Source organism: Actinoplanes sp. NPDC048967, assembly GCF_040649415.1.
Taxonomy (GTDB): Bacteria; Actinomycetota; Actinomycetes; order Mycobacteriales; family Micromonosporaceae; genus Actinoplanes.
This window is the reverse complement of record NZ_JBEZFL010000005.1, coordinates 128,014-141,587: the sequence shown is the minus strand read 5'-3', so window position 1 is coordinate 141,587 and position 13,574 is coordinate 128,014. Positions and strand designations below refer to the sequence as shown.

16 protein-coding genes and 1 riboswitch are annotated in these 13,574 nt (G+C 71.5%); of the genes, 6 read left to right on the top strand and 10 right to left on the bottom strand.

From position 1 onward, the window contains the following. Positions 1-114: 114 nt before the first annotated feature. A complete protein-coding gene (locus tag AB0C12_RS22405) occupies positions 115-2,133 on the top strand; it encodes an AAA family ATPase (protein ID WP_360550853.1) in 2,019 nt (672 codons plus the stop codon). On the opposite strand, the gene AB0C12_RS22400 is transcribed toward AB0C12_RS22405, so the two are convergent. Continuing rightward, the gene (locus AB0C12_RS22400; RefSeq protein ID WP_360550851.1) at positions 2,120-2,542 is read right to left on the bottom strand and encodes a GNAT family N-acetyltransferase; all 423 of its coding nucleotides are present in this window, start codon (positions 2,540-2,542) and stop codon (positions 2,120-2,122) included. The two genes, AB0C12_RS22405 and AB0C12_RS22400, sit on opposite strands and share 14 nt — an antisense overlap. Positions 2,543-2,613: 71 nt before the next feature. On the opposite strand from AB0C12_RS22400, the gene AB0C12_RS22395 reads away from it, so the two are divergent. The 5 genes from AB0C12_RS22395 (at position 2,614) to AB0C12_RS22375 (ending at position 6,034) form a co-directional block, all read left to right on the top strand. Further along, positions 2,614-3,249, top strand: a complete 636-nt coding sequence (locus AB0C12_RS22395) for a transporter (RefSeq protein ID WP_360550849.1) — start codon at positions 2,614-2,616, stop codon at positions 3,247-3,249. After that, a complete protein-coding gene (locus tag AB0C12_RS22390) occupies positions 3,246-3,572 on the top strand; it encodes a transcriptional regulator (RefSeq protein WP_360550847.1) in 327 nt (108 codons plus the stop codon). The genes AB0C12_RS22395 and AB0C12_RS22390 overlap by 4 nt, the downstream gene beginning before the upstream one ends. Continuing rightward, positions 3,569-4,435 (top strand): ABC transporter ATP-binding protein, encoded by an 867-nt coding sequence (locus tag AB0C12_RS22385; protein WP_360550845.1) that lies wholly within the window; start codon positions 3,569-3,571, stop codon positions 4,433-4,435. Before AB0C12_RS22390 ends, AB0C12_RS22385 begins: the two co-directional genes overlap by 4 nt. A gap of 13 nt (positions 4,436-4,448) precedes the next feature. Beyond that, positions 4,449-5,189: an ABC transporter permease gene (locus AB0C12_RS22380; protein WP_360550843.1), complete on the top strand. Its 741-nt coding sequence runs from the start codon at positions 4,449-4,451 to the stop codon at positions 5,187-5,189. Positions 5,190-5,269: 80 nt separating this feature from the next. After that, the gene (locus tag AB0C12_RS22375; protein ID WP_360550841.1) at positions 5,270-6,034 is read left to right on the top strand and encodes a VOC family protein; all 765 of its coding nucleotides are present in this window, start codon (positions 5,270-5,272) and stop codon (positions 6,032-6,034) included. Here AB0C12_RS22375 and AB0C12_RS22370 read toward each other — a convergent pair. The 9 genes from AB0C12_RS22370 to mqnE form a co-directional block, all read right to left on the bottom strand. Further along, positions 6,031-6,795 carry an ABC transporter ATP-binding protein gene (locus tag AB0C12_RS22370; protein ID WP_360550839.1) on the bottom strand — a complete coding sequence of 255 codons (765 nt, stop codon included), beginning with the start codon at positions 6,793-6,795 and terminating at the stop codon, positions 6,031-6,033. The genes AB0C12_RS22375 and AB0C12_RS22370 overlap by 4 nt on opposite strands. After that, positions 6,792-7,853 (bottom strand): iron ABC transporter permease, encoded by a 1,062-nt coding sequence (locus AB0C12_RS22365; protein WP_360550837.1) that lies wholly within the window; start codon positions 7,851-7,853, stop codon positions 6,792-6,794. Before AB0C12_RS22365 ends, AB0C12_RS22370 begins: the two co-directional genes overlap by 4 nt. A 16-nt stretch (positions 7,854-7,869) precedes the next feature. Next, positions 7,870-8,787: an ABC transporter substrate-binding protein gene (locus AB0C12_RS22360; protein ID WP_360550835.1), complete on the bottom strand. Its 918-nt coding sequence runs from the start codon at positions 8,785-8,787 to the stop codon at positions 7,870-7,872. A gap of 111 nt (positions 8,788-8,898) precedes the next feature. Next, positions 8,899-8,965: riboswitch (cobalamin riboswitch) on the bottom strand. A gap of 62 nt (positions 8,966-9,027) precedes the next feature. Further along, on the bottom strand, positions 9,028-9,714 hold the full coding sequence (gene lepB, locus AB0C12_RS22355) for a signal peptidase I (protein WP_360550833.1): 687 nt from the start codon (positions 9,712-9,714) through the stop codon (positions 9,028-9,030). Then, positions 9,714-10,034: a PadR family transcriptional regulator gene (locus tag AB0C12_RS22350; RefSeq protein ID WP_360550831.1), complete on the bottom strand. Its 321-nt coding sequence runs from the start codon at positions 10,032-10,034 to the stop codon at positions 9,714-9,716. The genes lepB and AB0C12_RS22350 overlap by 1 nt, the downstream gene beginning before the upstream one ends. 83 nt (positions 10,035-10,117) lie before the next feature. Beyond that, entirely contained in the window at positions 10,118-11,419 is a 1,302-nt protein-coding gene (locus AB0C12_RS22345; protein ID WP_360550829.1) for a M14 family metallopeptidase, read from the bottom strand. Positions 11,420-11,610: 191 nt separating this feature from the next. After that, the gene (locus tag AB0C12_RS22340) at positions 11,611-11,925 is read right to left on the bottom strand and encodes a DUF4229 domain-containing protein (RefSeq protein WP_360550827.1); all 315 of its coding nucleotides are present in this window, start codon (positions 11,923-11,925) and stop codon (positions 11,611-11,613) included. A gap of 11 nt (positions 11,926-11,936) precedes the next feature. Further along, positions 11,937-12,365 carry a hypothetical protein gene (locus AB0C12_RS22335; RefSeq protein WP_360550825.1) on the bottom strand — a complete coding sequence of 143 codons (429 nt, stop codon included), beginning with the start codon at positions 12,363-12,365 and terminating at the stop codon, positions 11,937-11,939. A gap of 34 nt (positions 12,366-12,399) precedes the next feature. Then, a complete protein-coding gene (mqnE, locus tag AB0C12_RS22330; protein WP_360551923.1) occupies positions 12,400-13,569 on the bottom strand; it encodes an aminofutalosine synthase MqnE in 1,170 nt (389 codons plus the stop codon). Positions 13,570-13,574: the final 5 nt, after the last annotated feature.

Below are 13,574 nucleotides of genomic sequence, written 5' to 3'. Positions count from 1 at the left end.
GGCCGCTTGACGGCCGCGGTGAGTCGACACCGCAGCGGACGTCTCCGCGCCGGACGACGGCCACCCGTTGCCGGATACGCGAGCGAGCAGCGAGCTACCGCGATAGGAATCAGCGTGCCCGCATCCGAACTCGACAACGAACTCATTTCCGAACGCCGGCACCTCAGCCAGTCCCGCGCCGCGCTGGGGCGGATGCGGGGGCGGGCCGAGTCCCTGTTCGCTGCCGGTGCTGACATCGCCGGGGACGCCTACAGCGCCGAGACGCTCGGGCGGACCCTGTCGCGCCGGGTGGCCGAGCTGGCCGATGATCCCGACACTCCGCTCTTCTTCGGCAAGCTGGACATCGAGCAGACGGCGTACCACATCGGGCGCCGGCACGTCACCGATGATTCCGGTGAGCCGATGGTGCTGGACTGGCGGGCGCCGCTCTCCCAGTCGTTCTACCGGGCCAGCGTGCGTGATCCGCAGGGTGTGGCCACCCGGCGCCGGTTCGGTTTCGTCAAGGGGGAGCTGACCAGCTTCGAGGACGAGCATCTGGACCGGGGCGAGGAGCTGGGCACCAAGAGCCGGATCCTGACCGCCGAGATCGAGCGGCCGCGCGTCGGGCCGATGCGCGACATCGTCGCCACCATCCAGCCCGAGCAGGACGAGCTGGTCCGCGCCGAGCTCGAGGACTCCATCTGTGTGCAGGGAGCGCCCGGCACCGGTAAGACGGCGGTCGGGCTGCACCGGGCCGCGTACCTGCTCTATGTCCACCGGGAGCGCTTGCGCCGCTCCGGGGTGCTGATCGTCGGGCCCAACACCGCGTTCCTGTCCTACATCTCGGCGGTGCTCCCGGCGCTCGGTGAGGTCGAGGTGCAGCAGGCCACGGTCGACGACCTGATCGCGCGGGCACCGGTACGCGGCCACGACGCCGAAGCCACCGCCCTGCTCAAGCACGATCCGCGGCTGGCCACCGTCCTGCGCAAGGCCTTGTGGAGCCGGCTGGCCAAACCGGTGGAGCCGATCATGGTTTCGGACGGCTCGTACCGCTGGCGGATCGATCCGGGACCGCTGCGGCAGATCGTGGACGAGGCGCGCCGGGAGGAGCTGCCGTACGCGGTCGGCCGGGAGCGGGTCCGGGCCCGGGTCGTCGCGCTGCTGCAACGTCAGTCGGAGTACCGCACCGGCAACTCACCGAACGAGGGCTGGCTGCGCCGGATGGGCAGGATCCCCCCGGTACGGGACTTCCTGGACAACGCCTGGCCCGCGCTGACCCCCGAAGGGCTGGTCGTGGCGCTGCTCAGTGACGCCGAGCTGCTGGCCGCCGCGGCCGAGGGCATCCTCACCGAGGCGGAGCAGGAGCTGCTGCTCTGGCCGAAGGCGCCGCGCACGGTGAAGGCGGCCAGGTTCAGCGCCGCCGATCTGGTGCTGATCGACGAGGCCGCCGGGCTGCTGGAGCGGGAGCAGAGCTTCGGGCACGTGGTGGTGGACGAGGCTCAGGACCTGTCGCCGATGCAGGCGCGGGCGATCGCCCGGCGCAGTGAGCACGGCTCGATCACGCTGCTCGGCGACCTGGCTCAGGGCACCGCGCCGTGGGCCGCCGCCGATTGGCGGGACACGCTGCGGCATCTCGGTAAGCCGGACGCCGTGGTGGTGCCGCTGACGGTCGGTTTTCGCGTACCCGCTGTGGTTGTGGCCCTGGCCAACCGCCTGCTGCCGGCGCTCGGGGTGGACGTGCCGGAGGCCGTCTCGCTGCGTCGCGACGGTGATCTTTCCGTCGTCGGCGTGCCGTCGGCGGACCAGGTGGATGCCGCGATGCTGGTCGAGGTGACCGCGGCGCTGGAGCACGAGGGTTCGGTCGCGGTCATCGCGGCCGACGCGGCGGTGGACCGGCTGCGGGCGCATCTCGCGGCGGCGGGTCTGCCGGCCGCGACGCCGGACGACGTCGACTCCGAGGCGCGCGTCACGGTCGTGCCGGCCACGATCGTCAAGGGCCTGGAGTACGACCACGTGGTCGTCGTGGAACCGGCCCAGATCGTGGCGGCCGAGCCCCGCGGCCTGCACCGGCTCTACGTGGTCCTGACCCGCGCGGTGTCCCGGCTGTCCGTGGTGCACGCCGAGCCGCTGCCCGAACCGCTCAGAGCGGCTTGATCCAGCGGGACCAGTCCGGCTGGCGGTGGTAGCCCCGGGCGGCCCAGATGGCGTGGGCCCCCGGGTTGTCATCCAGCACCATCGCGTCGATCCGGGTGCCGCCCAGCGCCCGGATGCGGTTCTCCGCCGCCTCGATCAGGGCCCGCCCGATGCCGTTGCGGCGGCGTTGCGGATCGACCGCGAGGCGGTACAGGTGGCACCGCCAGCCGTCCCAGCCGGCGATGATCGTGCCGACGATCCGGTCCCCCTCGACGGCCACGATGAGCGCGTCCGGGTCCCGCAGGTGCAGCGCCGCCAGGGCGCCCGGGGTGTCCGGCGGGCGACTGGCGTTCTCGGCCGCCGTCGCCCAGAACGTCAGCACCTCCCCCAGCTCGCGGGAGTCGGCGGCCCGCAGTACGAGATGGCTCACCGCGCGATGCTAAGCGAGCAGTAAGGTTTATGGCACAAAGCTCTTTGACTTTATGCGGTAAAGTTCTTTGCATGGACGCCAGAGATGACGAACTCCCGCCGGCCGACCCCGCCGAGTCCCTGCGCCTGATCGCGCGGGAGCGGGCCACCACCGCCCGCCGGCTCACGCCGGATCCCCGCCTGCTGCTCTGGCCGTGGGGCCTGGCCTGGCTGATCGGCTTCGGGGTCTTCTTCCTGCGCTTCGGTCCCGACGAGCGGGTCTATGTGGACATGCCGGACTATCTGCCGCTGACCGTGCTGCTCGGCCTCATCACGCTCGCCGGCATCACCACCGGCTTCGTCGGTGCCCGGGCCAGCCGGCAGGTCAGCGGCCCGTCCTCCCGCCAGGGCGCGATGTACGGCTTCACCTGGTCGGTCGCCTTCATCGGCATGGCCGTCCTGTTCAGCCGGATCAGCGACCTGTTGCCCGTCCCCGACGCCAACCTGCTGTGGGCCGGCGCGATGGTCGCGCTCACCGGCGCCCTGCACATGGCCGGCGGCGCGCTGTGGAACGACCGGGTCCTCTACGTCCTCGGCCTCTCGATCAGCGTCGTCAACGTCGTCGGCGTCATCATCGGGCCGGGCTGGCACGCGCTGATCGTCGCCGTGTTCGGCGGCGGCGGGATGCTCGTCGCCGGGCTCATCTCCTGGCTGCGGATGCCGCGGTGAGCGCCGACCTGCCCGAGCTGGACCCGGTGATCCACGCCCAGGCCCGGCTGCGCGTCGTCTCCGCCCTCTCCACCCTGCGCGAGGCCGACCGGATCGCCTTCCCGCGGCTGCAGGACATCCTGCGGATGACCGCCGGCAACCTCTCCGTGCACCTGCGCAAGCTCGAGGACGCCGGCTACGTCGAGGTCACCAAGACCCACCAGGGCCGGACGCCCACCACGCTGGTCCGACTCACCGGGCGCGGCCGGGTCGCCTTCGAGGACTACACCGCGGCGCTGCACGCGCTGCTCAACGGCACCGCCAACCTCCAGGAGGAGTTGTGATCCTCGCCCGCGCCCTCGGCGTCAGCCGCCGCTACGGCGACGTGCTGGCCCTCGACCGGATCGACCTCGACGTGCCCGCCGGTGAGCTCGTCGGCCTGCTCGGGCCCAACGGCGCCGGTAAGAGCACCCTGGTCAGCCTCCTCACCGGCGTGCGCCGGCCCACCTCGGGCACGGTGGAGCTGTGCGGCGGCGACCCGCGCGACCCGGCGAGCCGGCGAGCGCTGGGGGTGACCCCGCAGGAGACCGGGCTGCCCGGCGCACTGCGCGTCGGCGAGGTCGTCGACTTCGTCCGTGCGCACTTCCCCGACCCGCTGGGCCGGGCCGAGCTGCTCGACCGGTTCGGGTTGACGGACCTGGCCAAGCGGCAGACCGGCGGCCTGTCCGGCGGCCAGAAACGGCGGGTCGCGGTGGCGCTGGCGTTCGTGGGCCGGCCCCGGATCGTGTTCCTCGACGAGCCGACCACCGGGCTGGACGTGGAGGCCCGGCACGGTTTGTGGGACGGCATCCGGGCGTTCCACGCCGACGGCGGCACGGTCGTGCTGACCAGTCACTACCTGGAAGAGATCGAGGCCCTGGCCCGGCGGGTGGTGGTGATCGGGGGCGGCCGGGTGCTGGCCGACGACACCGTCGCGGCGGTACGCGGTCTCGTCGCCATCCGCCGGGTCAGCCTGACCGTGCCCGTACCGCTGCCCGAACTGCCCGGGGTGGTCGGCACCGAACGCGACGGCGACCGCACCCACCTGCTCACCGGCGACGCCGACCGGCTGGTCCGCGATCTCGTCGCCCGCGACGTCCCCTTCACCGAGCTGGAGGTACGCCCCACGTCGCTGGAAGAAGCGTTCCTCACCCTCACCTCGGCCTGACCCGGAGGTTCGGATGACATCCCTCGCCCTGACCCACGCCCGTTTCCAGCTCATCGAGACGTTCCGGATCCCGATGGCGCTCATCGGCAGCGCGTTCTTCCCGGCCGCCTCGATGATCTTCTTCGTGGTGCCGTTCGTCGGCGACGACCCGGTGTACGCCACCTACGCGACCGCGTCGATGGTCACCTTCGTGGTCATGACCAGCAATCTCTTCCAGTACGGCATCGGCGTGGCGGAGGACCGGGCCCAGCCCTGGGACCCGTACTCGCGGACCCTGCCGGCCGGCGCCGCGCCGCGTTTCGCCGGCCGCATCCTGGCCGGGCTGGTACTGATGGGCGCCTCGCTGGTGCCGGTCGTGGTCATCGCGGCGGTGGCGACCGAGGCGACGATCACCCTGACCGGTTTCCTCACGGCGGTGGCCGTGGTGGCCGTGATCGCGGTGCCGTTCACGCTGATGGGGCTGGCCATCGGCTACTCGCTGCCGGCCAAGGCCGCGATCGTGCTGGCCCAGGTGCTGTTCTTCCCGCTGGCGTTCGGTGGCGGCCTGATGACCGCGCCGGGCAGCGCGCCGGGGTTCGTCGAGACCATCGCTCCGTACCTGCCCACCGGGGCCGCGGTGCGGCTGATGTGGGCGGCCGTCGGCGACTTCCCGGTGCAGTGGGCATCGATAGCGGCCTTGATCGCTTGGACAGCCGCCCTGGCTGGGGTGGCCGTATGGGCCTATCGACGCGACGAAGGTCGGCGGTTCAGTTGAACTTCCGACTGAGCGGCCCCGTACCTCGCATCGCGGTGTAACGATCCACCTGTCGTCCGCCGTAACCCCGAGGAGCAGGCATGAACCCACCGACCCCCGGTGTACCGAACTGGGTGGACCTGGGTACCGCCGACCTCGCGGACGCGATCCGCTTCTACACCTCGCTGTTCGGCTGGGAGGCCGAGGTGTCGGGTGAGGAGTACGGCGGCTACACCACGTTCCGGCTCGACGGCCGGGCCACCGCCGGCGCCGGTCCGCTCTACGGCGAGGGCCAGCCGACCGCCTGGAGCACGTACGTGGCCACCGACGACGCGGACGAGATCGCGGCCCGGGTCGAGGCGGCCGGCGGCAAGGTGCTGGTGGCACCGTTCGACGTCATGTACCAGGGCCGGATGGCCGCGTTCCTGGACCAGGCCGGCGCGCCGTTCAGCGTCTGGCAGGCGGGCACGATGCGTGGTGCCGACATCTTCGACGTGCCCGGCGCGCTGACCTGGAACGAGCTGACCACCCGGGACCTGGAGGGCTCGGCCGCGTTCTACGGCTCGGTCTTCGGCTGGGTGGCCCGGGAGAGCTCGGTGAGCGGCATGGACTACATCGTGTGGGAACACGAGGGCCGGCAGATCGCGGGCATGCAGGCGATGGACGGCGACCGGTGGCCCGACGACCTGCCGCCACATTGGATGATCTACTTCGCGGTGGCCGACTGTGACGACTCGGCCGCGTACGCGCAGTCGCTGGGCGGCCGGATCGTGCACCCGCCGACCACCCTGCCGATCGGCCGGTACGCGGTGGTGGACGACCCGCAGGGCGGCACGTTCTCCATCCTGCAGGGCACCAACGGCTAGCCCCGGACCGGCACGACCAGCGGTCCCTGCCCGCCGTCGATGACCTTGACGCGTACGCGGTAGTGCCGGGCCAGCAGTTCCTCGGTGAGCACCTCCCACGCGGTGCCGGCCGCCACCACCCGGCCGCCGGCCAGCAGCACCATCCGGTCCGCGTACTCGCCCGCGATCGACAGGTCGTGCATCGTGGCCAGCACAGTGAGGTCGCGTTCGCCGCGCAGCCGGTCGATCAGTTCGAGCACCTCCTGCTGGTGACCGATGTCGAGCGCGCTGGTCGGCTCGTCCAGCAGCAGGATGCGGGCGCCCTGGGCGAGCGCGCGGGCCAGGAACACCCGCTGCCGTTCGCCGCCGGAGAGCGTGTCGAGCCTTCGGGTACGCAGCCGGTCCAGGTCGAGCGCGGCCAGCACCTCCTCGACGGCGGCCAGATCGGACTCGGACTCCCGGCCCAGCGCCGGGATGTAGGGCGTGCGACCGAGGAGCACGTAGTCGAGGACCAGCATGCCCGGCGGCACCACGGGCGACTGCGCCACGGTGGCCACGGTCCGGGCCCGTTCCCGCCGGGGCAGCCGGTCCAGCGGGGTGCCACCCAGGCCGACCGAGCCACTGAACGGCAGCAGCCCGCCGACGGCCCGCAGGACCGTGGACTTGCCCGCGCCGTTCGGGCCGATGATCGTGACCCACTCCCCGGCGGCCACGTCCAGATCGACGCCGTCGACGATGACCGAGCCGCCCAGCCGGACCCGCAGCCCCCGCACGCTGATCATGAGCCCCCGCCGACACCGCTGCGGCGCAGCACCAGCGCGAAGAACGGTGCGCCCAGAAACGCGGTCACCACGCCGATCGGGATCTCGGCCGGGCTGACCACCGTCCGCGCGACCAGATCGGTCAGGGCCAGGAACGCGCCGCCGAACAGCACCGACAGCGGCAGGATCGACCGGTAGCTCGGCCCGGCCAGCAACCGCAGGGTGTGCGGCACGATGATCCCCACGAAACCGATCAGCCCCGACACCGACACCGCGGCCGCCGTGCCCAGCGAGGCGGCCGCGATCAGCAGATAGCGGCTGCGCTGCGGGTGCAGGCCCAGGCTGGTCGCCTCCTCGTCGCCTACGGTCAGCACGTCCAGCTCGCGGCGCTGGGACAGCACGATAGCGGCGGTGATCGCCGCGTACGGCAGCACCAGCAGCACGTCGTGCCAGCCGGCGGTGGCCAGCCGGCCGAGCAGCCAGGAATAGACCTCACGCAGCGCCTCGATGTGCCGTTGCAGCAGGAACGTCTGGGCCGCCGCCAGGAACGCCGACACGGCCACGCCGGAGAGGATGAGCGTGGCCGGAGTCCGCGACCGACCGCCGGCGCCGCCGAGCACCCAGGTCAGGGCGACGGCGACGGTGGCACCCACGAAGGCGGCGAGCGGCACCCCGATCGGCAGGTCCGCGGTGGCATCACCGGCTGCCGGCCGGAACGCGACGACCACCGTCACCCCGAGCCCGGCCCCGGCCGCGACCCCGAGCAGGTGCGGATCGGCCAGCGGGTTGCGGAAGACGCCCTGGTACGCGGCCCCGGCCAGGGCGAGCAGGGCGCCGACGAGCAGGCCCAGGACGACCCGGGGCAGGCGGAGCTCGGTGACGATCGCCGTCTCGCGCAGGCTCAGGCCGCTGTGGATCCGTACCCCCGGAATCAGGTCGAGCAACGCGGCCGCGACCCCGGCCGGCGGCAGTGCGACCGGCCCGAAGGCCACCCCCGCGATCAACGCGACCAGCACCGCGAGCACCCCGCCGGCCAGCCAGCCGGGCCGCAGGCCGGCCGGCCGCGGCGGATCGGTCACGCGGTGCCCACCTTGGTCATGCCGGGACCTTGGCCACCGCATCGGCGACGGCCCGGACAAGGTCGACCACCCGCGGACCCCACCGCGACGCGACGTCGTCGTCCAGGGCCACGATCCGGTCCTGCCGCACCGCGGTGATCTGTGACCAGCCCTTGCGCTGCCGCACCGTCGCCGCGGACTGGCCGCAGCACTTGGTGTCGGCCAGGAAGATCAGGTCGGGGTCGGCCGCGACGAGCGCCTCCGGGGAGAGCTGGGGATAGCCGTTCTTGCTGCCGTCGGGATCGGCCGCGTCCGCGACATTGGTGAGCCCGAACGGCGCGAGCAGCGAGCCGATGAAGGTCTTGGAGGTCGCGGAGTAGAACGTCTGGTCGATCTCGTAGTAGTAGCTGAGCGGATCCTTCCGGGGCGGCACCTCTTTGACGATCTTGTCGATCTCCGTCCGCATCCGCTGTACCAGCGCGGCCGACTCGTCCCGGTGCCCGGTCAGCGCGCCGAGCTGGTCGATCTGCCGGTAGGAGTCGTCGATCACCTTGGCCGCCGGGGCGAGCAGCACCGGGATCTCGAGCTTGCTCAGCTGGTCGACGATCTTCTCCAGGTCGTCGGAGACCACCACCAGGTCGGGGTTCCGCGCGGCGATCGCCTCGGCGTTCGGCTTGAAGCCGGACAGGTCGGTGCGGGGCGCCTCGGCCGGATAGGTCGACTGGTCGTCGACCGCCACCACCTGCGGGCCGGCGCCGATGGCGAAGAGCGTCTCGGTCGCCGTCGGGGCGAGCGAGACGATCCGGGCGGGCCGCTCGGCCACGGTCACCGACCCGACCGTGACCGGGAAGGCGGCGCTCGAGGCCGCCGGCTTCCCCTCATCCTCGGCACCGCCGCCACAGCCGGCGAGCAGCAGGGCGGTGACCGCGATCGCGGCCGTCCCAAGTCGTCTCATTCTGTCCTCCTGTCGGCCGAGGCTGCGGTGCTTCGCCGACCGGAGGAGCAGGGCCCGGCCCGCGAGGCGCCCCTCCCCGGGAGCGCTGAATCGCGACCGACGCCCAGGCGACCTGGCTTCACCCACGCCGCACGGGCGAGGGCTCACAGTTGCGGGACAGCGCCGGAATCCCACCGGCTTCGCTGCGACGCGGTCATGTCGAAACTAGCCCAGGCATCCGCGGCGCAACGAACAGACCCGTCAGCTCAGCGGCCAGATCCGGGCCAGGAGTCGGCCGTCCACGGAGTCCTGCGGGATCATGCCCAGCTGACGGGAGTCCTGGGAGACGATTCGGTGGTCGCCGAGCACGAACAGCTCGCCCGCCGGGACCGTGACCGGTGCGCCGCAGTCATCGGTGGCGGCGGGGCCCTCCAGATAAGGCTCGTCCAGGACGGCGCCGTCTCGGTACACCCGGCCCTCCCGGCATTCGATGGTGTCGCCGGGCAGGCCGATCACCCGCTTGAGCATGGGTGCGCCCGGCGTGAGCGGGCTGTCGAACTCGACGATGTCGCCGTGCCGGATGCCGGTCAGCCGAAAGCTCACCTTGTCGACCACGACGCGGTCCTGGACCCGTACGGTCGGCTCCATCGAGCCGCTCGGTATGTATCGAGGGGTGAGCACGAACTGGTTGACGACGACTGCCGCCGGGATCATCAGCAGGGCCGCGATGACGGCCGCACGCTGGATGCGGACCCGGGCCGGCAGGGTCCTGATCCGCGCCCGGCGCTCGTGCCACACCGCGCGCAGGCCGCCCGCGGCCCAGCGCACCGCCTCCCAGCGGCCGGTGGTCTGGTCGAACTCGGCCAGGGCCGCCTCGCCCCACGGACCGCCCCGGGCGCGGCGCCCCCGTACCGCCGCGACCAGGACCGCCCGCGCCGCCCGGCGCATCACGCTTTCCTCGGCACGAAGGCCGCGGCCGTGCCGGGCTGCTTGCGCGCCGCGGCGGCCAGGCGCTGCCGGGCCAGGACGATGCCGTCGGTGGTCAGCCGGTAGGTGTGCCGCGGCGGCCGGCCGGGCTCGTCGGAGGCCTCCCAGCCGGTGTCGAGCAGCTGCTGGGCGGAGAGCCGCATCAGGATCGGGTAGAGGGTGCCGGACGCGAGCCCGGTCTCGCGGCTCAGGTCGTAGCCGTAGCGCCAGCGGGCCGGCTCGGCGAGCAGGGCCTCGAAGAGCCGCAGCGTCTGCGGCGAGGCGTGAGAAGGTCGGGGCATGGCGGAAAGTCTACATAACTCGACTTACTCCGGCCACCCGTCACGGCCTACGGCTGTGACAGGTGGCCGGGCCACAAGACCGGTCAGCAGTACGTGGACTGCTTACCGATCACCTTGTACGGGCAGTCCGCCGCCTCGGCCAGCAGCAACGCGGCCTCCTTGTTGCGGCTGGTCTCCCGGGTGATCACGCTGGCGGGCGGGTAGAAACCGCCGGCCGAAGAACTGGTCGGGTACATCTCGAAGGTGTACGCGAAGATCTTGTGCGTGCCCCAGAGCCAGTCCAGCGAGTCCCCGTCGGTGATGTAGAGGTCACTGGACTGCTCCGGGGTGTACCGGTTGGTCGCCGCCATCTGCCGGCCCAGCGTCGCGAACGTGTTGTTCTGGTCCGCGCTCATCCCCGTACCGGTGTTGGCGGTGGTGTGCCCGAACGGCCACAGCACCAGCTCCGAGTACGTGTGGAAGTCCATCGCGGCCTTGATCTGCTGCACGCCGCCGACGACCCGGCTGTTGACGAAGTCACGGATCACCCGCGTCTCGGGCGCCGAGAACGCCGCCGTGCCCCGGTACGTGTCCGAGGACGTGCTGCCCGACGAGCCGCCGCAGCAGCCCCAGCGGTAGCCGTAGTTGCGGTTCAGGTCCGTGCCGACGTACGAGGAACCGGAGTTCGGCTGGCGGTTCTTGCGCCACGAGCGGTAGCTGCCGGTGGCGACGTCGTACTCGGCGCCGTCCGGGTTGACCGACGGGATGATCCAGATCTCGCGGCTGTTCACCACGTTGCGGATCCGGGTGTCGCTCGCGTAGTTGTCCGCGTACAGGTGCAGCAGGTAGATCGCCATCTCCACGGTGAGGTGCTCACGGGCGTGGTGGTTGGCGTCGTACAGCACCTCGGGCTCGGCCTCGTCGGTGCCCACGTTGTCGGACAGCTTGACCGCCACGATGTCGCGGCCCTCATAGGTCTTGCCCAGCACCCGCTTGCTGGCGATGGCCGGGTACCGCGCCACGATGGCGTTCACCTCGGCGACCATCTCGGCGTAGTTGTGGTACGCCGCGTCCCGGGACGGGAAGTCGAAGGTGGACACGGCGCTGCCGGGCGTCTCGACAGCGGCCGGCTTGACCGTGAAGCCGAGCGCCCGCAGGGCCTTGACCTCGCGGCCGGTGGCGGTGATCTCGACGATCGAGTGCTCCATGCCGTCGATCGCCGCGCCGGTGCCCGCGATGGCATTGCGCTGGGCGAGCGTGCGCACGTCGTAGACCTCGTACGGGGCCGCGGTGTCCGCCGCGCGCGGGACCGCGGTGGCGGCCGGCGCGATGGCGGGGGAAGCGGCGATCAGGGCCAGGCCGGCGGTGACCGCGGCGACCAGGCCGGTGACGCGTCGTCGTCTCATGAACGACCTCCGGGGGGTGTCAGAGGGGGTTCGGGCCCCGTCACTGCACCACCCGGCATCGACCTTTGGCAATGGAATCGAGCGCCGCGAGACCATGCCAATGTGCCCCCTACGTCGACATGATGACCGCATCACTGTCGCGCACGCCGGCCACGCGGGGTGCCAGATCCGCGGAAATCACCGACCTCGGGTCAGGAGGCCTTGGCCTCCCCAGTGGAGGTTGCCTCACCCGGCGTCGCGCGGTCGCCGGCGGCCGCCGCCGCCTCGTCGCCGGCCAGGGCCGCGCGCAACCGGGCCTTCTCGGCCTGGCGGCGCTCGGCCACCGTGCCGAGCTGCTCGGCCATCTCGTTGCGCCACTTGGCCAGCAGGAAGTAGGAGAACCCGGCCGATGCCAGCAACGCGATCATGGCCTTGACCAGGAAGTTCAGCGGGACCGGCAGCAGCAGCGCGAAGACGACCACGAACAGGCCCAGGCGGCCGAGCGTGTACTTGACGGCGGGACTCATGACGACTCCTGTCAGCCCGCGCGGTGGCTGAGCCACCGCAGGCCGTAGAACCAGACCAGGCAGTAGACGACCGTCAGGCCGAGCGCGCCGGCCGCGCCGCTGACCAGCGGCGGGAACGTCGCGGCGGCCAGGCCGGCGAGGGTCATGCCGGCCGCGACGCCGAAACCGGCCGCGAGGGCCGCCACGACGATCCGGTACGCGCCGTAGCCGGCCGCGCGGAACTCCTCGGTGAACAGCCACACCGGCAGGATCAGCGCGAGCCAGCCGCTGGAGTCGCCGAACTCGAACGCCCGGGCCAGCGACATGACGGCCTCGAACAGCAGCAGCACCACGACGCCGGTGACCAGACCGGCGAGCGCCACACCGAGCAGATCACCGACGGTCACCAGGCGTCCGTCGGCGTCGCGGCGCGGGCGGCGCTCACTCTTGGTCTCAGTCATGACAAGACGAGGGTACGCCCGGTACGTCCCGCCGTTACGCCCAGACCTGCTGCGGCTCGCTGCGACGCTCGGCCAGCGACACCGGCCGGTCGTACTCACGGACGATCTCGTAGCGGGTGTTGCGCTCGACCGGCTGGAAACCCGCGTCCCAGATGATGTTCAGCAGGTCGTCACGGTGCATCGTGGTCGGTGTGCCGTACGAGTCGGCGTCATGGGTGATCTTGTATTCGACCACCGAGCCGTCCAGGTCGTCGGCGCCGAAGTTCAGCGACAGCTGGGCCACCGACAGGCCGTGCATGACCCAGAAGTTCTTCAGGTGCGGCACGTTGTCGAACATCAGCCGGGACACCGCGAAGGTGCGCAGCGACTCGGCCGGCGCCGCCATCGTGGTGCGGGACTGGATCCGGTTGCGGATCTTGCCGTCCGCCGAGTCGACGAAGTCGTGCTGGTAGCGCAGCGGGATGAAGACGGCGAAACCACCGGTCTCGTCCTGCAGCTCGCGCAGGCGCATGACGTGGTCGACCCGGTGCCGCGGCTCCTCGATGTGGCCGTACAGCATGGTCGCCGGGGTCTTCATACCCTTTTCGTGGGCGAGCCGGTGGATCCGGGACCAGTCCTCCCAGTGGCAGTTGTGGTCGACGATGTGCTGGCGGACCTCCCAGTCGAAGATCTCCGCGCCGCCGCCGGTGAGGGACTCCAGGCCGGCGTCCATCAGCTCGTCGAGGATCTCGCTCGCGGGCAGACCGCTGATCTTCTCGAACCACTGGACCTCGGTGGCCGTGAAGCACTTGAGCTTGACGCCGGGCAGCGCCGCCTTCAGCTCGCGCAGCACCTTGGGGTAGTAACGCCAGGGCAGCGTGGGGTGCAGGCCGTTGACGATGTGCAGCTCGGTGAGCCCCTCGCCCTCCATCTCCTTGGCCTTGCGTACGGCCTCGTCGATGCGCATCGTGTACGCGTCCTTCTCGCCCGGCTTGCGCTGGAAGGAGCAGTACGCACAGCTGGCGGAACAGACGTTGGTGAGATTGAGGTGCCGGTTGACGTTGAACATCACCCGGTCACCGTTGAGCTCGGTGCGCTTGTGGTGGGCCAGCCGGCCGAGCCAGGCCAGATCGTCGGACTCGTACAGCGCGACGCCGTCCTCGCGGGTCAGCCGCTCGCCCGCGTAGACCTTGGCCTCCAGCTCGCGCTTCAGCCCCACGTCCATCTGCG